19 protein-coding genes are annotated in these 20,644 nt (G+C 37.0%); all 19 read right to left on the bottom strand.

Annotation, left to right across the window (positions count from 1 at the left end):
* Positions 1 to 30 precede the first annotated feature (30 nt).
* The 19 genes from AAJG31_RS07840 to AAJG31_RS07930 all read right to left on the bottom strand — a co-directional run bounded on the left by AAJG31_RS07840 (position 31) and on the right by AAJG31_RS07930 (position 20,607).
* Positions 31 to 1,041: a histidinol phosphate phosphatase domain-containing protein gene (locus AAJG31_RS07840; protein ID WP_279494263.1), complete on the bottom strand. Its 1,011-nt coding sequence runs from the start codon at positions 1,039 to 1,041 to the stop codon at positions 31 to 33.
* Positions 1,038 to 1,823: a DeoR/GlpR family DNA-binding transcription regulator gene (locus tag AAJG31_RS07845; protein ID WP_279494262.1), complete on the bottom strand. Its 786-nt coding sequence runs from the start codon at positions 1,821 to 1,823 to the stop codon at positions 1,038 to 1,040. The genes AAJG31_RS07840 and AAJG31_RS07845 overlap by 4 nt, the downstream gene beginning before the upstream one ends.
* The gene (locus AAJG31_RS07850) at positions 1,820 to 2,821 is read right to left on the bottom strand and encodes an ABC transporter ATP-binding protein (RefSeq protein ID WP_066036564.1); all 1,002 of its coding nucleotides are present in this window, start codon (positions 2,819 to 2,821) and stop codon (positions 1,820 to 1,822) included. The genes AAJG31_RS07845 and AAJG31_RS07850 overlap by 4 nt, the downstream gene beginning before the upstream one ends.
* A complete protein-coding gene (locus AAJG31_RS07855) occupies positions 2,818 to 3,603 on the bottom strand; it encodes an ABC transporter permease subunit (protein ID WP_066036563.1) in 786 nt (261 codons plus the stop codon). Before AAJG31_RS07855 ends, AAJG31_RS07850 begins: the two co-directional genes overlap by 4 nt.
* Positions 3,600 to 4,445 (bottom strand): ABC transporter permease subunit, encoded by an 846-nt coding sequence (locus AAJG31_RS07860; RefSeq protein ID WP_175400708.1) that lies wholly within the window; start codon positions 4,443 to 4,445, stop codon positions 3,600 to 3,602. Before AAJG31_RS07860 ends, AAJG31_RS07855 begins: the two co-directional genes overlap by 4 nt.
* 71 nt (positions 4,446 to 4,516) lie before the next feature.
* Positions 4,517 to 5,353: an alkaline phosphatase family protein gene (locus tag AAJG31_RS07865; protein ID WP_279494261.1), complete on the bottom strand. Its 837-nt coding sequence runs from the start codon at positions 5,351 to 5,353 to the stop codon at positions 4,517 to 4,519.
* Complete coding sequence (locus AAJG31_RS07870; RefSeq protein WP_066036561.1) at positions 5,343 to 6,431, bottom strand: extracellular solute-binding protein; 1,089 nt, start codon at positions 6,429 to 6,431, stop codon at positions 5,343 to 5,345. Before AAJG31_RS07870 ends, AAJG31_RS07865 begins: the two co-directional genes overlap by 11 nt.
* A 234-nt stretch (positions 6,432 to 6,665) precedes the next feature.
* Positions 6,666 to 7,043 carry an ELKS/Rab6-interacting/CAST family protein gene (locus AAJG31_RS07875; protein ID WP_227744978.1) on the bottom strand — a complete coding sequence of 126 codons (378 nt, stop codon included), beginning with the start codon at positions 7,041 to 7,043 and terminating at the stop codon, positions 6,666 to 6,668.
* 72 nt (positions 7,044 to 7,115) lie between these two features.
* Positions 7,116 to 7,634, bottom strand: a complete 519-nt coding sequence (locus AAJG31_RS07880) for a hypothetical protein (RefSeq protein ID WP_054550553.1) — start codon at positions 7,632 to 7,634, stop codon at positions 7,116 to 7,118.
* A gap of 12 nt (positions 7,635 to 7,646) precedes the next feature.
* Positions 7,647 to 8,864, bottom strand: a complete 1,218-nt coding sequence (locus AAJG31_RS07885; protein WP_054550552.1) for an aminopeptidase — start codon at positions 8,862 to 8,864, stop codon at positions 7,647 to 7,649.
* A 28-nt stretch (positions 8,865 to 8,892) separates the two neighbouring features.
* Positions 8,893 to 9,645 carry an ABC transporter permease gene (locus tag AAJG31_RS07890; RefSeq protein WP_004225875.1) on the bottom strand — a complete coding sequence of 251 codons (753 nt, stop codon included), beginning with the start codon at positions 9,643 to 9,645 and terminating at the stop codon, positions 8,893 to 8,895.
* A gap of 3 nt (positions 9,646 to 9,648) precedes the next feature.
* Positions 9,649 to 10,587: an ABC transporter ATP-binding protein gene (locus tag AAJG31_RS07895; protein WP_004225877.1), complete on the bottom strand. Its 939-nt coding sequence runs from the start codon at positions 10,585 to 10,587 to the stop codon at positions 9,649 to 9,651.
* Between the two features lie 506 nt (positions 10,588 to 11,093).
* Positions 11,094 to 11,591 (bottom strand): S-layer homology domain-containing protein, encoded by a 498-nt coding sequence (locus AAJG31_RS07900; protein ID WP_279494258.1) that lies wholly within the window; start codon positions 11,589 to 11,591, stop codon positions 11,094 to 11,096.
* An 11-nt stretch (positions 11,592 to 11,602) separates the two neighbouring features.
* Positions 11,603 to 11,839 (bottom strand): InlB B-repeat-containing protein, encoded by a 237-nt coding sequence (locus AAJG31_RS07905; protein ID WP_004225880.1) that lies wholly within the window; start codon positions 11,837 to 11,839, stop codon positions 11,603 to 11,605.
* Positions 11,836 to 11,979 carry a hypothetical protein gene (locus AAJG31_RS07910; protein WP_279494256.1) on the bottom strand — a complete coding sequence of 48 codons (144 nt, stop codon included), beginning with the start codon at positions 11,977 to 11,979 and terminating at the stop codon, positions 11,836 to 11,838. Before AAJG31_RS07910 ends, AAJG31_RS07905 begins: the two co-directional genes overlap by 4 nt.
* A gap of 73 nt (positions 11,980 to 12,052) precedes the next feature.
* Positions 12,053 to 14,980 (bottom strand): cadherin-like beta sandwich domain-containing protein, encoded by a 2,928-nt coding sequence (locus AAJG31_RS07915; RefSeq protein ID WP_279494255.1) that lies wholly within the window; start codon positions 14,978 to 14,980, stop codon positions 12,053 to 12,055.
* A gap of 160 nt (positions 14,981 to 15,140) precedes the next feature.
* Positions 15,141 to 18,968: an InlB B-repeat-containing protein gene (locus AAJG31_RS07920; RefSeq protein ID WP_279494254.1), complete on the bottom strand. Its 3,828-nt coding sequence runs from the start codon at positions 18,966 to 18,968 to the stop codon at positions 15,141 to 15,143.
* Positions 18,969 to 19,576: 608 nt separating this feature from the next.
* On the bottom strand, positions 19,577 to 19,714 hold the full coding sequence (locus tag AAJG31_RS07925) for a hypothetical protein (protein ID WP_004224881.1): 138 nt from the start codon (positions 19,712 to 19,714) through the stop codon (positions 19,577 to 19,579).
* Positions 19,715 to 20,001: 287 nt separating this feature from the next.
* On the bottom strand, positions 20,002 to 20,607 hold the full coding sequence (locus AAJG31_RS07930) for a TetR/AcrR family transcriptional regulator (protein WP_004224884.1): 606 nt from the start codon (positions 20,605 to 20,607) through the stop codon (positions 20,002 to 20,004).
* Between the last annotated feature and the right edge of the window lie 37 nt (positions 20,608 to 20,644).

The following is a 20,644-nucleotide window of genomic DNA, read 5'->3' on the forward strand; positions in this document are numbered from 1 at the left end:
ACATTGAAGCTTTAGTGCCCTTTACTCAACCTATAACGTCATCATTTTTTTCACTCTCTGTTCAAAGGAGGCAATAGCTTGAACGCCATAACCCTTTAGCAGCTCTGTATTGGCAAATGTATATTTACCTAAATCATCTGGGAAATGTGCATCAGAGGATACAGTAAAAGCAACTCCATGCTCAAGTAAGGTTTGTAAAAAACGAGGACCCGGGCACATTTCCTGTACAGGGTAACGATAATACAGCCCGGCATTGATTTCAGTGGCGGTTTCAGTAGACGTTAGTGCCTTTGCAATACGTTTATACCAAACTTCAAGAAACGCACGATCCTCCACCTGATAATTAAATACTTTAAAATTATCTAAATGGGCAACAAAATCAAACATATTGGAAAGAATCATTTTCTCTACTACTTTAAAAAAACGCTCATAATTTTGTTGTAAAGAGTGTTGATCCATTTGCTCAAAAAGATACTTTGTTTGTGGATTATCAAAGCCCCACCCATCAACAAAATGAACAGAACCAATTACATAATCCCAAGGATAACCTGCTAGCAAAGCAGTTAATTCCTCCTCACCACCAACAAAATAATCTGCCTCTATACCAAGTCTCAGTGTAATGCCATGTTGACGCCATTTTTCCTTTGCCTGCTGAATGGTCGTCACAAAAGCATCCATATTTTCTGTCATCACACGATCCAGCCAATAGCGCTGAATTTGTCCAATTTTACTTTCATCCAGCCTCATAAATCGCTCAAAATAGGCACGCGTTTCTTGAAAACGATATAAGTGATCGACAATCCCCACCTCACGTAAGCCAAGCTGCTTTGCCTGTTCGAGATATAAATCCAACCATTCCTCACTATAACAGCCATTTTTCACACGCCTTGCTAGCCGCTGTAAATGACAAGTTATTTGTTGTTTGGAGCCTTTTTCCGTTTCATCATTCGAATGAAAAAACTCCAGTGCCTGCGATGTACGCTCTAGCCAGCGAAATGAATAAGGTCCCTCTTCTAAATGTACATGATAATCAATTGTCATCCACTCTTCCCTCCATTACATATCGTCCATTTTTCCTCATAAGCCTGCCATTCTAATGGACAAGTGCTTTCGCAAAGAATTTCTGTACATTCATCAAGATGACAGATTTGAAAAAATGATTTGCCATTAATTTTAGATGCATCGGCTAATAAATAACTCACTTTGCTATGCTTGAGCATTTTCTTTGAAATAAGAGATTCATCCAAATCGTAATCATAAACAATGCCCTCACTAATGCCACCACACGATAAAAAGGCCTTATCAAAATTCATATTATCTAGCATTTCTAACGTCATAGCACCTGCAACAGAAGATTGTTTTGGATTCGCCGTACCTCCTAGTAATATGACCTTGCCTGTCATGCGTCGTTCTTCTATGGCTAAATTAAATTGAATAGCTGCTGCAATTGAATTCGTTACAACCGTTATATCTTCCACAGCTAGTAAAAAATCGGCTATATGTACTGTTGTAGTACCTGTATCTACTGCAATAGTATCGCCGTCGCAAATGCGTTTTGCAGCAATACGAGCAATTTGTCTCTTTGCGTCCTTGTGCATTTGTAGCTTGCGTAAAAATACCGGTTCATTACGTACATTCGTATATTTAATAGCCCCGCCATGAACTCTTGATAATAAATGCTGTTGTTCTAATTCATCAAAGTCTCGGCGAATTGTTTCTGGTGCTACCTGAAGGGCATCGGCAATATTGGCAACAATAATTTTCCCTTCAGAATCTAATTGTTTTAAAATAAATTCAAATCTTTCCAGTTTAGCGTAAGTCATGATAGCGCAATCACATCTTCTTGTGCGACATAACACTTATAGGATTTTCCCATTTCAATCGAATACCCTTGTTGATGCAGTTGTTCCATTGTAAACGCCATTTCTCCTTCAAACGTAGTACGAATAATATTGCCGCTCATTAATGATTGTTTGGCAACCCCAAAGAGACATAAGTCCCCATCTCGTTGATCGAGATGTAACGCCTCAGGTCGTATAGCAAATTTCGTGGCTTGCTCTATTAAAGATGCTCCAAGCATTTTTTCTAAAGTTTGGCGAGGAAAAACATTATAATGACCGATAAAATTAGCAATAAATTCATTATTTGGTTTCGTATAGATTTCCGTTGGCGTACCATTTTGGGCAATGCTGCCATTATTCATGACAAATATTCTATCCGAAACAGCCATTGCCTCTTCCTGATCATGAGTAACTAGAATCATTGTCATATTTAATTTTCGCTGAATTGCTCGTAAATCTGCTTGAAGTTTTTTGCGAATTTGAGCATCAAGCGCACTAAGCGGCTCATCTAATAACAGTACTTTAGGTCGGACAATTAATGCACGGGCTAGAGCAACACGCTGCTGTTGACCTCCAGATAATTCTTTCGGATACGCATTAGCTTTCTCACTTAGATGAACAAGCGCTAGCATTTCATGAACACGCTGCTCTATATCTGCCTTATTAACTTTTTGCATACGCAAACCAAAAGCAACATTTTCGAGCACAGTCATATTAGGAAAAAGTGCATAGGATTGAAAGACCATACCCACTTGACGATCCTTCGGTTGTACCCCACTCATATTTTTTCCTTCAATCAAAATCTTACCTGCCGATGCATCTGTTAAGCCTGCAACAATACGCAAAATCGTACTCTTTCCACAGCCACTAGGACCTAATAGTGTGATAAATTCTCCTTTTTGAATTTCCATATGAATATTGGTTAAGACAGATACTTGTCCATATTTTTTATGCAGCCCTTCAATAACAAGATAACTCATAGATTTGTAGCACCTTTCGATCGTTTCGTTACGATAGCAATGACGAATGTTAAAAGACCCATTAGCACGAGATAGATGAAAACAACAGCACTAGCAATATGTCCACTTGTGCTAAGCTTTTTCATTAAATAAATTTGAACGGTTTCAAAGCGAGAACCTACAACAAGATTAATTAAGACAAACTCACCAAATAAGACAGAGAAGGATAACAATGCCCCTGCAAAAAAGCCTGGATAAACGGTAGGCAGTAAAATTTTTGTGAATGCCTGCCTTTTGGATGCGCCTAGTAATTGAGCGGCATCAAGTAGCTGCCTCGCATCTATATTTCTTAAACTATTTCGTGTACCTTGATAGATATAAGGAAGAATTCCCACAACATAGGCACCTAAAACAACAAATATCATCGGTATACCTATTTGGCTATAAACGCGTATAAGCCCTACAGCTAAAATGATTCCTGGAAAAGAATACACCATCACCACTGCCATCTGTATCCATTTTTCATATCTTGGAAAGTATAGGACGATGACGAAAATGGCTGGCACAATGACAAGGAGTGCAATGCTAACTGCCCCCCCTGCTAAAAATACTGAACGACCAAATGCCTGAATAAAATCGGTATCCTGAAACAATGTGGAAAGCCATTTTAGTGTGAGTCCTTCTGGCAATATCGTTTTATTCCATTTTGTTGCAAACGCATAGAGCATTGTTGCTAACACTGGTAATAGTAAATATCCCACGAGCAGAAGGAAAAAGAAATCAGCCAAACCACGCCTTTTCATTTTACTTTCCTCCTTGTTTTAGAGATGCTCCACTCACTGATCAGCATGGCCGTCACCATTGTCACTGCTAATATAACTGCAATGGCACTGGCTAGCTCTGGCTGAGCAAAAATATCACCTTTTATTAAGGAGCCGATACGAATCGCCACTAAATTATAATTACTACTTGTTAATGCATAAGCAGAGGCATACGCGCCCATTGCATTGGCGAACAATACACTAAAGGTTCCCACAATTCCTGGGAGCATAACAGGGAGACCAATTTTCATCCAAAACTGCCAGCTAGATGCACCAAGAAGGGCTGCCGCCTCCTTCCACTGTTGCTGAATTCCATCATAAATGGGATATAGCAGCATTAGTGATAATGGCAGCTGAAAGTAAATGTAAATAAGTAACAAACCGCTCCAACTGTATAATGAAAAGGATGTCAACGCCTCAATATCCCATTTGTCAAATAACAATGTAAATAAACCACTATTGCCAAGTAAAACGATAAAAGCAAATGCTAGCGGAATACCTGAAAAATTGGAGGTTAAGTTCGTAAGTATTAAAATCTTCTCCCGTATTGGCTCTGAAAACTTCATCATAGCATAAACTGCAAACAAGGTGATAAGTAACGCAATCATAGCTGAGATAACAGATAAAGTAATACTATTTTTAAAACCTTGAAGAATGTAGTCGTTCGTAAAAATTGATTCATACTGCTTCAGAGTAAAGCCCTCACTATTTTGAAAGCTTGTAATGAGCATATATAGGAGCGGTACTAAGAAAAACAGTAATAGTAATACAAGAAAAGGCGAAAGCCAAGCAATGGATTGCCGCTTCGATATCAACACACTCACTTCTTTCTATAAATGACTTGCGGCTCATGGGGATAATAGCCGCTCCTTATAATAAGAGCGACTACTATTATTTAAACCTCTTTTGCTGTAAACACACCTTCTAACAGGAGTGGTACCATATCTTCAGCAGGCTTGATATTTAATAAATGACAGCACAGTGGTGCAACTTGTAATTGAGAAATAATGCCTTCTTTTATGCCAGCCTTTACAGCATCTGAAATGACAAATAGCGGGACATGACGATCCTCATGTGTGGTACCGCCATGATCACCATCTCTTGTCATGCCATGATCAGCCGTAACGATAACCTCATAGCCCAGCGCCATACACTTTGGAATAAACAAGGATAGTAAAGCATCCATCGCTAAAACTCGATTGCGATATTGAGCAGAATCTGCCGTAAATTTGTGACCATCATCATCAACATTCATTGGATGAATATACAGGAAATCAGGCTGCTTTTGAGCCATTAACCATGCTGCATCGGCAAATACATGACTATCTGGATAATGATCTTCAAAATAGAACATACCATTGTCAATTGGTAAATGTGTATCGAGTTGTAGCCTGTCCTCCATATGATTAAATGGCGCTCTATTATAAAGCTCACTCACCCAATAATAGGCGGAGGCTGCTGTAGTTAAACCATGCTCCTTTGCGATATGAAAGATACTTTGCCCTTTCGATAAACGCACTGTCATATTGCTGGTAACGCCATGTACAATAGGGGGTGTACCTGTTAAAATCGTCTCATACAATGGTCTTGATAAAGAAGGCACCTCTGAGCAAACCTTATAGCGAGCAGCTACCTGACGCTCGACTAAATGGTGCAAGAACCCCATATGTGTGCAGGCTGTGTCAAAGCGCAAGGCATCGATAACAATGAGAACCACTTTGTTATTTTGCATGGATTAACACCTGTTCTTGATAGAGTTGTGGGATTTGCTTTGTTGTATCTTCCCATTTCTTTTGGTCTTTAACAGGTTGTGCATTCGTATACATATCAGCAGGTAATAGTAAATCTTTTACATCCTGTGGTAATTTCACTCCGTCCCGAATTGGACGCGCATAGCCTTTTGCTAAATTTTCTTGACCTGCATCAGATAAAATATATTCACGTGCTAGCATGGCAGCATGTGGGTTTTTGGCATATTTATTAATTACCGTTGCATAACCAGAAGTGACAGATCCCTCCTTAGGTATCACTACATCAAAGCGGTCCTCATCAATTTGATGACGATAACCTAATGCATTAAAGTCCCATAAGATCGCAACATCTATTTCACCTTTTTCTAGGTTTGCTACTGATGGATCTCCCTGTAGACGTCCTTGCTTCGCTAATTCAGCAAAGAAATCTATACCTGGCTGGATGTTGGACTCATCTCCACCAAATGCCATAGCCGCTGCTAAGATGGCAAACTGTGCTTGGTTAGCTGTTAATGCATCCCCAATACTTACTGTGTAATCTCCATTTTTTAGGTCTTCCCATGATGTTGGAGCATTCTTCACATTATTTTTATCTGTCAAAAAAGAAATGGTTCCTGTATAGCCAACAATCCAGTGTCCTTCATCATCTTTAGCCCAATCAGGTATTTCATCCCAATAAGACGTTTTGTATGGTAATGTTAAGCCCTTGTCCTTAGCGATTGGTCCAAAAGCAATCCCGACATCTCCAATATCTGCCGTAGCATCATCCTTCTCTGCTTCAAACTTCGCTAACTCCTCTGCACTCGACATGTCCGTATCCTTGTGTTTGATGCTATATTCGGTCCCGAGTTCCTCCCAGGTTTCTACCCAGTTCGCCCATGTATCTGGCATACCGACAGAATTAACAGTGCCCTCTTCCTTTGCTTTTTCTGTAATGTCCTCAAGCGATAAATCCTTGTTTACCTCATTTGCACTAGATGAACTGTCAGAACAAGCTGCCAACATGGAAATAGCTAATGCACCAATTAGACCTTTTTTCCACAGTTTTTGAATTGCCATGTGTTGGACCCTCCATTTGTTTTGCTTTATTTTTATTTGCTTACAAACGTTATGTTATAAAACAAACATTAAGCAAGTATGGAGGTGTTAAGAATATTTAGTAAAAATTATTGAGGAATTATAAATATCTATGAATTTAATGAATAAATGAAGTAGGCTTGTAAAGCTAGCGGGGGAAGATAAGAAAAATCTAAGTATGTATACGTTTGCTTTACAGACGTACACATACTTAGATTATTTGGAGAGACCTAAAAAATCAGCATATGTATGCGGCTCATTTTCCTTGAGAATTGTTAAAAATGTAAATGCCAATTGCACAACTGACCACCATCTCATATTGTAGGACATTTCAAAACGAGAGGGCTCTAATGAAAAGACATCTTGAAAAATATCTAACGGTTCTATTTGCTCATCCTTTAAAATGGATAGAAAGCCAAGAAATAACGTATGATCTTTAACCTCAATCAATTTGTCCTCTACAAGAGCATCAATATTTTCAGGGTGTTGAAAATTACATTGTGTAGCTACATAACGTTCTAAATCTTGAGCACGCTTTCGGTCTTCACGTTCCTTTTTTTTTGCAATAAAATCAATGACGTTATTCACGTACATCGCCTCTTTTTTTCTTTTATTGTAGCATTTTTTATAGAAACATTGCCTGAAATAGCCCTTTATCCATTCCGTTTAAATGGTTTGTTTTTTATTAAATTCCTCTAAAAAAGTAGTCAATTTGTGAAATTCCACAGAGAAGACATCTTGCATTCCAAAATATCCTTCTTTTTCATCTATAATAGTGGCAAACTTTTTATAAAGACGGTGAATATAGCCATGATGGCGATAAGCATAAAATTGGACTTCCTTCACTTCTGGGTGTTCTTCTAAAATATGTTTTAGCATTTGTAGAAAACCCTTAACAAAGGATCGACTATTTTGATATTCTTTCTTTAAAAGTGCGCAATCAATAAAAACGATATGTTTATTTTTAAATTGATCTTCTCTTACACCCAATGTATAGCTTGCTGCAGCAAATACTTCCTGCTGTGTATTTTGAAAGAGAAGCAGATTTGTTTCCTCTATCATGACATATAAACTACCAAGTGTATCTAAAATCGGATACATATCGTCAAATATATTTCTATTTTGCAAAAAGAAAACAGCGAATTTTTCATAATCATTATCAGTCTTACACTGCACTATTTCCATTCATCTTCCCCCTTATTTAATTACCCACTCACCATTCACTAAAATCTCTTCGGCAGTACCGTCCTCTCGTATTCCATTCACCTGTAAGTTTTGTGAGCCTATCATAAAATCAATATGGATCATACTATTATTTATGTTTTCTAGGTTTGCACCATCTTCTTTCAAGCCTGAAGTATAGGCTTGCCCAATGGCTAAATGACTGGATGCATTTTCATCAAATAAATTATGATAAAATAGTAGATTGCTCGCAAAGATTGCAGAATCATGAGGAACCAATGCAACCTCACCTATATATCTAGCACCCTCGTCTTTTTGAAGAATACTTTGGAATGCATCCATCCCTTTTTCTGCAAAGAAATCAATAATTTCACCATCTTTAAATGTAAGTGTAAATTGATCAATGATCTGCCCTTCATAAACTAATGGCTTTGTATTTTTGACTATTCCATTTACTCCTTTTTTGAGTGGTGTCGTATAAATTTCTTCAGTCGGCATATTACAAATAAATGAGCTTCCCTTGTCATTCGTTTCCAAGCCATTAACCCAACGATGATTTTGTGGTAGCTCTATTTTTAGATTTGTGTCTTCGCTAATGAAATGTAAATAACGGAAATGCTTTTCATTCAATAACGTGGCCCTTTTATTTAATGTTTCAACATGCTTTTCCCAAGCTTGTAGTGGGCTCTCTTCATTTAATCTTAGTATTTCAAAAAACTTTTCCCATAATTCCTCAAGAGCATTTTTGGGCTCTAAGTCAGGGAAAATAGATGCTGCCCATTGCTCCGTCGGATAAACAATAACAGTCCAACTAACTTGCATTTTAATCAATTTTTCGGTAAAAGAACGAAAAGCAAGTGCAGAAGCATACTCTGCTTTTTCTACCTTAACAGGGTCTATTCCCTCCATATTTTGCAGGTGGGGTGAAATAATATAAAGAAAAGCGGCACCACTACTCGCCATTTCTTCATACCCCTTCACAAGCCAATCTGGTGTATAGGCTAAGCCTTGCTCTGTCATATATTCAAATTCAATTCGAGCAAGCTCTTCATCAATCCACTTTATATAAACATAATGTGCACCATTGAGATAGGCATGTCGGCAAACCCTCCGAACAAAATCAGCAGCAGCTATCGAGGCAGAAATCACTAAAGTCTGTCCTTGTTGAATATTAATACCTATTTTTATGACCAATTCAGCATACTGATCTATCTTAGTTTCAAAAGTTTTCATTATAAATTTAACTCCCTATTCAAATAATTTATTGAACACGCCAATGTATTTTTTTACTGATCAATAGATAAGAAAAACAGGAAAAAATAAGTAAGATAAGAACATCTATGAATGTAGAATTGGTCCATCCAACAGTTAACATACCGTGTAATACATTCGCTACATATGTTGTAGGTAACACGTAGGAAATCCACTGCAGAACGATGGGAAGGTCTTTCAGTTCAATCATAACTGGTGTTAAGAAAGTAACAAACATCAACAAAAATTGCGCTACAATATTTGTAAATTGAGGATTTGGAGATAAAAAACCCATTAATACACCAATGCCTACTACACTAAAAATCGCCAATAAAGCAACTGGTAGTAAAAGCCACTCAAAATGAAGATTCACCCCATAAATTTGCTGACCAAACGTAAATACAATAATAAACGAAGGTAAGGAAGTTAAAATACCATAAAACAACAAAGATAAAATAAAATTAACCTTTCGAATGGGAAGGGATGAGTAATATGTAAAATAGCCCCCAAATTTTTGATACGAGATATCCTGCCCTAGAATATTCATCCCCATTAATAGAATACTAAAAATCATATTACCGATAATTAATCGTGCCAATTGTTCAGAGCTAGATTCACCCAGTAAAAATTCTAGAAAAACTAAAGTAACTATTGGGAAAATGGAAGACATTGCAATAATCCATAATAATTGGTGCCTTACAATAGCTATTTGTATACGAAATAAAATAAGTAATTCAACAAAGAATTGACTAAAGGCATTCATTAACTATTCACTCCTTTGCTGTTCTTGAAGTAGTGAATAGACATCTTCTAGACTTGGTGGAAACAGAGAGTATTGGTTAATGTTCAATGTCTCATCCTGTATTATTTCAACAATAGTACGAACCATATTTTTCTCGATTAACATCGTGAGTTTTGTATCCTCTACTAATTCTGCTTGTCCAAAATCTTTCAGTCTGTCTTTGATATTGTGAATAGAGGCCTCCTGTGCATAAATTTCTAAACGCATTCTTTGGTCTACTCTTCTCTTTAGCTTTTCGACATGGTCAATGGCTAAAAGCTTTCCGTTATCTATAACAGCTACACGATGAACAACTTTTTCAGCTTCCAAAATATTGTGAGTGACTAAAATAATTGTTGTACCCTTTTGGTTAAGCTCACGAATGATGTCCCATACTAATTTCCGTTTTAATGGATCCAGCTCATTTGTAGGCTCATCCAAAATCATAACAGATGCCTGACCAATCAAAGTTGCTCCTAAACTAATGAGTCTTCTTTGACCACCCGAAAGCTTTGACAGTAGCTTATCTCGATAAGCTTCCATGTCTAACCTCAGCAAAATATTATCTGTCTGTTGCTTCGACTCTTTTTTGGAAAGCCCCTTTAATCTACCCGTAAAATAAATGGCTTCCCATGTTTTTAAAAATGATAAAGCAAAAGTCTCCTGTGAATAATAAGCAGTCTGTTTCAATACATACTTCGGATTCTTAGATACTTCTTGTTGATGAAATTTCACGGATCCCTCTGTTGGTGCTAGCTGTCCTATCATTTGCTTTATCAATGTCGTTTTTCCTGCACCATTCGGGCCTAATAATCCAATTATTTCACCTTTATATATAGTCAATGAAATGCCATTATTTGCTTTAAATTTACCTTTTTTATAGTAGAAAGTTACATTTTCTAATTCATATATTGGTTCAAGCATGGTAAACAGCCTTCCCTGATTAAATTTCAAAAGATGAGGTCTGACTAAAAAGTCAGACCTTGAGGTAATAATTATTTACCGAATGGCTTTGTATCGCCTTTTGGGAAACCCATTGGAGGAAACATCATTACTTTTCACCTCACTTTCTTTTCTCTATTGAGTGAACAACCATCAGATAAGCTAATGATAATCACTGCTTATTTTTGATTCTATATTACTTTAAAGTAATATACAACTAGAAAAATAGAAAAATCAGTTTTTTCTACTTCTAATAATAGACTAATTTAACTTATAATTTCTTCTATCTATTGGACTATTTACAAATAGAAAATATTTTTACCCTTTGTTGCTATACGTAATATCCATTACTTTTCTTCTTTAAATTAATGAGCTTTCAAATGTGATTATAAAAATATCTATTCATCGCTAATCTATATTACTTAAAGTAATATTCGACTTTACAGTGTTCATAACGATGTGAAGCTGTTAGATTACACAAAAGATAGTTAAAATTGGAGTGCCCTGAATAAAAAGGTCGCTAGCTCGGCACGTGTTACTGGCGTTTTGGGATAAAATTCACCATTACTCCCCAATGCAATCTCAACCTGTTCTAGTGCTGCAATATAATCCATGCTCCAATGATTACTAGAAACATCACTAAATGAACTTGTACCCTCAGAAGTTAGTTGTAATGTTTTTGCTAAAATTTTTGCTACTTGTGCACATGTAATAGCTTCTAATGGTCGGAATGTGTCACCCCACCCATCAATAATTCCCCCTTGCTGTAGCGTGTTGATCTCTTCATAGTAGATAGGTTTTGGTGCTATATCAGAAAAGACTTTTGCTGAGCGAATTGATTCAAACTCGAAGGTGCAAGCAAATAATACTGCTACATGCATTCGACTAATTGGTTCATTCGGACGGAAAGTCCCATGTTCATAACCTTGGATAATCTCTAGTGTCGCTAGTTCCTCGACTATCTCTTTTGCCCAATGGCTATCCATATCATCGAACCTTACCAGTGCTGCGGTGTGTCTGATTCGTACACTGGCAAAGGTATCCACTTTGCATATATTACTAAATTCTCTCGAATAACTGTATCTTCATCCCACTTAATTTTAAATGCTGCATCCTCATACCAGCCTCCAAAGCGAAAACCATCTTTGGTAGGCAAAGGTAAATCACTTATTTTTGTATTATAAGCAACCTCTAATGGCGGAAGTATTGTACCACCATTTGTATTTATTGTCACCTGATGATGGATTCTGTTGTAATTGTAAAATGAAGTGTCTCATTTATATTTGCAAATACGGTCACATTACCACACACAGGTTGTATAAGTAACAACCTGATGACAAATAACGAAACCACTTGTTGCCATGTTCTTCTCATAACATCCCCTTTATCCCATAATCACACATGTTGATTAACAAAATTATACAAATATGAACCATGTTGGATTTTATTATTGTTGTAAGGCTCTGTATAAAAATGCTACAAATTGGGCACGTGTTACTGAAGATTCTGGTTTAAAGTAACCGTTATCCCCTAACGCAATATCATTTGCCGCCAGAGCGATAATATAGTCATGTGCCCAATGTGTTGATGGAATATCTTTAAATGTATGTGTGCTCGTTGGTGATAAGTTTAATGCTATAGCTAATACTTTCGCTATTTGAGCACGTGTCATATTTTCATTTGGCTTAAAGTATCCGTTAATACCTTGATACAGACCAGCTTGTTGCACCAACTTGATGGTTTCATAATACCGATGATTTAGTGGAATATCCTTAAATGTTTGTGCTTCCTGTATGGGATTTAGTTTAAAAATACGGGAAAATATTAACGCAACATGCTGACGAGAAATCGGATCATTTGGTTTAAAAGTACCATCCACATACCCTGTAATATATCCACGTTTAGCAAAATCACCAATCATTGTGTAAGTCCAATGATGCACGGGCACGTCTGAAAAGATAATATCTGTAATGGGCTCTTGCGGTTGCTTAGGATCAGTCGGTACCAGCTGAGGAAGCTCTATTGGTGCTGGTGCTGCTGGCTCTACAGGCGCTGAGTTTCCTGGAATTTGTGGTGAATCTACGGGTGCTGGTAGCTGTTCACGATATATTTCAACTTTGTATTTCTTTTTCGTAACCCCGTCTGGTGCTGTTATTTCTAGTAAAATAGTATTTGCCCCGAAGTTTAGTGACACTGTCATTTTCTTTCCACTGCTGCTTGGTATTCCATTAATCATCAGCGTTGCATCATGGTCATCCAGTATTGGTGTTAAATCTATACTATTCACATTTACATCAACATTAACTGAATATTTTTCAATTTGAGAATCAAATGACGGCTTCAAATTTCCATAATTCAACGTTAGACTTTTTAAATTTGCGTTACTCGATGGGAATCTCGTTACCGTTACTGTATAGGTCTGCGTTGTGTTATCTTCTGCTGTTACTTCGATTGTTACCGTATTCTGTCCTACATTCAGCGGAATCGGATCTGATGCTGTGCCACTACTCACCGCATGCCCGTCCACCTTTATTTTAGCTGTGGCATCTGCTGCTGTTGGTGTTACTGTTAAACTAGTAATAGCATTCTCTACGCTTGCTGTATAGGTGAAATCTCCCCCATTAAATACAGGAAGGAATGACCCCGTGCTTAGAGTGAGATCACTCAGGTTAGCATTATTCGATGGGAATCTCGTTATCGTAATTGTATAGGTCCTCTGCGTTGTGTTATCTTCTGCTGTTACTTCGATTGTTACCGTATTCTGTCCTACATTCAGCGGAATCGGATTTGATGCTATGCCACTACTCACCGCATGCCCGTCCACCTTTATTTTAGCTGTAGCATCTGCTGTTGTTGGTGTTATTGTTAAACTAGTAATGGCATTCTCTACGCTTGCTGTATAATTGCTATCTCCTGAGCTAATTTCAGGAGATAGTATTCCTGAGCTTAAAGTAAGACTAATTAGATTAGCATTACTTGATAGCGCCCGCGTTACTTTCACTTGGTATGTCTTTTTTGTGCTATTTAAAGCTGTTACTTCTATTAATATTGTATTACTTCCAACATTAAGGGGAATTGTAGCTGATGTTGCACCACTACTGACTAGATTCCCATTAACCTTAACTGTTGCAGTTGAATCTATAGCATTTGGTATCACTGTAACGGTTGAAACTGTGTTCATTACATTGACATCATAAGAAAGTATTTTTTTAGAAAATTGTGGAGAAAGCGTTCCTTCATTTAAATGTAAGCCCTCTAAATCCGCTGAATATAAATGCACGGTGGAGATTGACTTATTTCCTGCATGATCTTCCGCAAACAATGTATATGTCCCAAAATTATCCACAACAATTTTATTCTCAGTGAACGGATTTCCTCCCGTCAAAAAATAAGATTCATTTTGATTTCCAAATGCCCATTTCTTCGTTTTCACTCCACTTTTACTATCAGTAATGGTAATTGGAACTTCTAATTTCTGATTGGTAATTATGGTCATATTGCCACTTGTAATGATTGGTGCATCTTTATCGATATTATCAATAGTAATCGTTTGAACAGTTGAATTTAATAAAATATCCCTTGCATACCACGTAATCGTTCGATTTTGATCTATACTAACAAAAGAATCTACTAATGAGTTTCCAGCTGTATTAAAATATGATTCATTTTGAATGCCATAATCCCACTTTTGAATCTTCAAATCACTTTCACTACTAATATTTGCCGTAACTGTAACATCACCATTTGTCCATCCTGTAGGGGACTTTGTTAAATTGATCACTGGTGGTGTTGGATTTAATTTTAATGTGTAATTCACTTTTTCATACCTTAAACGTTTATGTGTTCCATTAGAAATGGTTTCATAGTAGCTTAAATTAGCCCATAAAGCATTAGCAGGAACGGTAGCACTTTCCACAATATTTACACCATCTACACTATAGCGGTATTTTTGATTCGTTATTGGGTTTTTCCCACTCCCAATATCACCATCAAAATTACTTACTGTTATCCACTTAACATCAGAAGGAATATCAGTCCAATTGTGAACATACTGCTTTTCTACAGATTTTCCATCACGACTAAACATGTATTCTATACCATTATCTAATGGCAGAGTAATTGGAAAAAATGTTATCCATTTCGCATCTGTCGGTAAACTATCTCTATCGGTAAAATTTTTTGTTAAATAATCTCCACTATATATATGGAGAATCCCTGCAGAATCTCCTTCTAGGTATTGGATATAGGATAGAACCTCTCCATTAACTGTAATTTCTGCTGCCTTTGTTGCATTTGGTAACAAGCCCAAACTACATAAAATAATAACAACACTAGTGACTAACAATAGCTTCCACTTTTTTAACGGTTGTTGCATCGAATCCCTCCTTCTTCTTTATTTAGTGATTCATCAGAATTACCCTCACTATCTATTCACTACTTTATATTACTCAAAAGTAATATTCAACAAAAATATTACTCTTTCATAGTATAATGGCGCGAAGCTGTTAGATAGCCTCACGCCTAAAAAATCATTTTTATTGCTGCATTGCTCGGTATATAAAAACCGCCAATTGGGCTCTTGTCACAGAAGCTTCAGGGTGGAACTTGCCATTATCCCCTAATGTAATCTCTGCTCGCTCTAATGCCGCAATATAGCCAACACTCCAATGATTGCTATCTACATCCTTAAAAGAACTCTTACCTTCTGATTTCAGTTGTAGTGTATTTGCTAAAATTTTAGCTAATTGTGCCCGTGTAATATTGTCTGTTGGACGAAATGCTCCATCCGCTCCATCAATAATGCCTGCCTGCTGTAAGGTCATAATCGCATCATAGTACATATGGTTTGGTGCTACATCCGAAAAGGCTGCTGTTGGGCGAATCACCTCGAATTCAAAAGCACGTGTGAATAATGAGGCAACATGCTGGCGGCTAATTGATTCATTCGGTCGGAAAGTACCATCTTCATATCCTTTAATAATGCCCTGCGTTGCTAATGCCTCAATCATATCCTGTGCCCAATGGTTTTCGATATCTTCGAAAGTCACCACGGAAGGCTTTGACTGTGGGGATTGCTGTGGTTCTTTCGGTTCTTTTGTTGGCAATATTATCCATTTTGCATAGAGCGTTAAATTCTCCCTCATAAGCGTATCTTCAGCCCATTGTATCGTTAGCGCTTTATCTATATACCAACCGTCAAAACGAAAACCTTCCTTTGTTGGTACAGGTAAATCACTGACTCTTGTATTATAGGTAATCTCCATGTCCTCTAAAGATAGGCCACCATTTGTCTCGAAGGATATTTGAATAGACGTTGATGGATGAGAAGCACTACCTCCATGCGGCATTGAAGGACCATTGGCATTACCTCCACCAGGTGTTGAAGAATTCGCTATCCATTGAGCATACAAAATTATATCTGCCTCACCTATTATTAAAGGCGTATTTGCTATATAGGCTATACCCTTACCATCCTGTGCTGTATTCCAGCCCGCAAAAGTATAGCCTGTTCTTACTAGATTTCCACTATTTCCTTGTACCATTACTGTTTCATTTTCTTCATATAATGTACTATCCTTTGGCACTGTCCCACTTGTTGCACCATTTGCATTATATATGACTGTATAAGTTGGGTTCGCTGTCCACTGGGCATACAAGATGACATCGGCTTTTCCCATTTGAAAGGTTGCATTTTCGGCATAGGATATTCCCTTACCATCTGCTTGTGTATTCCAGCCTTTGAATGTGTAGCCTGTTCTTACTAGATTTCCACTATTTCCTTGTACCATCACTTTTTCATTTTCCTCATATAATGGACTATCCTGTGGCACTATACCACTTGTTGCGCCATTTGCATCATATTTGACTGTATATGTTTGGTTAGCTACCCACTCCGCATACAATATAATATTATCTGTACCCATTGGGAAGGTATCATCCACTGCATATGCTGTGCCTTTACCATCTGCTTGTGTATTCCAGCCTTTAAAGGTATAGCCTGTTTTCACAAGATTATCGCTATTAACCTTCACTGTCACAAGGGCATTTTCTTCATATTTCTGATCATCTTGTGGCACACTGCCTCCCGTTGCTCCATTTGCATCGTAGATAATGTTATAATAATTTGGCACTTCATACGCGCCTAAATCAATCGCCGCTCCTTGCACACGTTTTTTCCCAGCAAGGTCTGTTGTTATATCTGCTAATTCAGGATAACTAGCATTCCCTTGATCTATTACTGGAGAATCTGCTTTTAAGCGATAATCTTTCTTGCTTGAATCCATAAACACATCTGTTGGCAGATAAGTGGGCGTATCAACAGCCGTCCCAGTCGTATCAAATAGTTTCCCTCTTATGTTCTTTCCTACTTCCACATCGAGCAAGCTATTTTCAACTTTACCTTTATAATTATAAAAGGCAATTTTCTTGTTATTTCCGATAATAATACTATTTTGAATTTTACTAGCTGAGCCACCTCCAGAAATAGCACCCACTCCATATTTCGGAACATCGCCACTGATGGTCACATTCGTTAAGATGATATTACTAGTTGGAGAGTCAGTACTTATAGTAGCACCATCAAAATCTGCCTTGTTGCCAGTAAATAACGTATTTCTTAAATTGGGGCTGCTACTGCCATCATTGAACATACCGCCCCCAATATACGCTTCATTTCCAATGAATAGCATATTCGTTAAAATTGGATTACTGACACCATCATTAGACATAGCCCCTCCACCATAACCGGCCTTATTTTCACGAAATGTTACAGTTGTCATCATCGGGCTACTATTGGTATTGTGCATGCCGCCCCCATTGATTGCATTGTTTTGATCAAACGTTACATCAGTTAAGCTTGGGATACTATAGTTCGTATTAAACATCCCTCCTCCTAACTGACTTGCCTGATTTTTATTGAATAGCACATTTTTCAATAGTGGACTACTATTGCTACCAGTATTAAACATCCCTCCTCCATACTCCGCCTTATTCTCGCTAAATGTTACCTCCATTAAGTTGGGACTGCTAGCATCATTGTATAGAGCACCTCCATAAAAAGTAGCTTCATTTTCATTAAAGGTTACGTTTGTTAAAGTTGGATTATTGGCATAATTGTACATGCCACCACCATGTTGAGTTGCCTTATTTCTATTAAATTCAACTTCCGTTAAGATGGGATTACTCACGTTACCGTTGTATATACCACCTCCGTATACTGCTTCATTGCTAGTAAATGTTATATTTGTTAAAGTCGGACTACTGCTACCACCATTATAGATAGCGCCTCCATAGCCAGTCGCTTTATTTCCATCAAATTTGACACCACTTAATCTTGGACTACTACTAGCATTGTAGATAGCGCCACCTAGGTACGCTTCATTTCCATTAAATAGAACATTTGTTAAAATCGGGTTACTTCCTCTAGTATTATACATAGCACCTCCATAGCCTCCACCATCTCCCTGTGCCTTATTCCCGGTAAATAGGACATTTCTTAAGAGTGGGTTATTGCCATCGCTATTGTACATCCCACCACCATACATATGCGTCCCCTTATTAGCAAAACCTCCCGTAATGGTGACACCATCGAGAATGGCTGTTTCATTTAATACACTTACATCAGGGTCATATCGATGATAAAATACATGATAGGCATTTTCTCCACTAGGAAGTGCTCCACTTAGTATAGTTTTGTATGTGTTAAAATCTCGCTGCGCTAATGTCTCTTCATCACCTTTAAAACCGCCATAAATTTCCACACCATTTCTCATTCGGAATGCTACGCTGCGTGAATCATTTACATCCATTTTTCTAGTTGGTGTGTATGTTCCTTGGGCAATCCAGATTTGCTGTCCACTTAGTGCGCTATGTAAAGCGGATTGTAAATCTTGAAATGCATTGTCCCAACTTGTACCATCATTATTCCCAACAGTAGCAGTTGCGTCCACATAAATAATAGAGTTACCTGCTGACAATAACGATGGCTTTTGTTCTGCGATGCGAATTACATGCTTACTAATGGCGGATTGCCCAATGATTCTAAACCAAATATGATAGTCCCCTGCATCTGTTAAAACAAGTGGCGTTAAAGTATTGAATACTGTCCATGTATTTCCTTTGTCGTTAGAAGTCTCTATCTGTAGACTAGCACTATCAACTGTAGTTGTTGTCGCTTGAATAGTAACAGGACTTGAAGCAATGTCACCATCTATATAAGGCTCTCCATCTGTTGTGAGTGTGACAGTTAGTATGGGCTGTTCATGATCATTCGTTTCAGCATACACTGGGAAACTACCAACTACAATCTGTGCCATTAACAAATAGATGACAAATACCGATACTGCCTGCTGCCATTTTCTCATAGCATTCTCCTCTTTCTATACATTTTACTTCTACCAATATGTGATTGAAAAAGAATAGGAGCACTCTCTTACATCAATCATGTTCTAATGCATATACGAATAACAAACATATACGATAATTATATTATTTAAAAATTTTAAATTGCTATAAAAGCAAAATGCGACTCTATTTTGGATTAATTTTACATATTAAACATTAAACATCACTCCCATGTACAATCTTCCTTCTTCTTAATGGTGTCACTCATTCACTAAGTCTATTTAAAGCCCCATCGATTTTTACAGTAGTTTAGAAGGTTTGATTTGATCCTAAAAAATCTGGATGAACGTTAACAGAGATGTTATTTTGGTACTCATAGATCCTTCTTTCTACATCTTGATATAAAATAACAATAAGCAATTTTATATTACTCAAAAGTAATATTCAACTATATAAAAGAAAAATCATTTTCTTTTATATAGTTATTTCCTCTATTTTCTCTAGTAAATATCCTTTCTATTACTAAAGTTACAATTATCTATCTCTTGGCTTTTTACTTTGGCAACAATTGAATGAATGCTAATCATTCAATCAATTCACTAAAACACTCTGAAACCCATATGTGTAACTAAATCTTTCCAAAAACACCCCTTGTCCCCTGAAATTTCACTAATCCATCTACAGTTGCTAATTGACCAATCAATTGCTTTATACCTTCTTTTCTGTAGTAGAAAGTTACATTTTCTAACTTACTCTGTTCAAGCATATTAAACAGTCTCTTCATTTAAAAGATAAAGGTCTGACTAAATAAGCCAGACCCTTAAGTAATAATTACTTAACAGTAATACGGCCACCTTTATCTCCTACATATGGCATTGGTGGATACATCATTCCATTCACCTCCTCTTTTCTTCTTTAATTGAGTGAACCATTTGAAATACTAATGGTAATCACTACATATTCCTAATATTATATTACTCAAAAGTAATATTCAACTTTAAAAAAAGAAAAAATCAGTATTTTCTTTTTTTAAAATTATGAAGTGGTTGATTATTAGTCATGACTTCCCCTATCCAACATACCATCTATTAATAAATTCACAATATCAGTGGCTATCTCTTCTGGCTTTTTTTGCTTTGGCAGTAATTGAACAAATGTTAATCGCTCAATAATACCTATTAAGCTCTCTGCAACTATATGTGTATCTAAATCTTTCCGAAAATAGCCAGCATCTACTTCATAATCCAGATTCTCTTTAATTTGCTTGACGATTTGTGCCTTTATTTCATCAGCCTTTGTCGATAAATATAATCCAATTCTTGTTAAATTTGGGTTTTTAGCAAAAAACGCTAATAATTCCTTAACATTATGGATAATACGTGATTTTACTGTTGCTTGCTCTAATGCAGGCTGTAAGCGGCTTTTTTTGGCTAAATCCATCATTCGTAAACGAAAAAGATTCTCTAATTCTTCAAAAATGGACTCTTTATTTTTAAAATACAGGTAAAAAGTAGGCTGACTTAATGATGCACTTTTTACTATCGTACTCACCTTCGTTTCATGATATCCATGCTGCGCAAACTCTTTCGCTGCAATTTCAAGTAATAATGCGCGACTTTCTTCTCCACTTGCGCCTTTTGGTCTACCTCTTTCTGCCATAAAAAAAACTCCTCCATTTAAGTACCCTTAAAACTTT

Source organism: Lysinibacillus sp. BS3 (genome assembly GCF_039614735.1).
Lineage (GTDB): Bacteria > Bacillota > Bacilli > Bacillales_A > Planococcaceae > Lysinibacillus > Lysinibacillus capsici.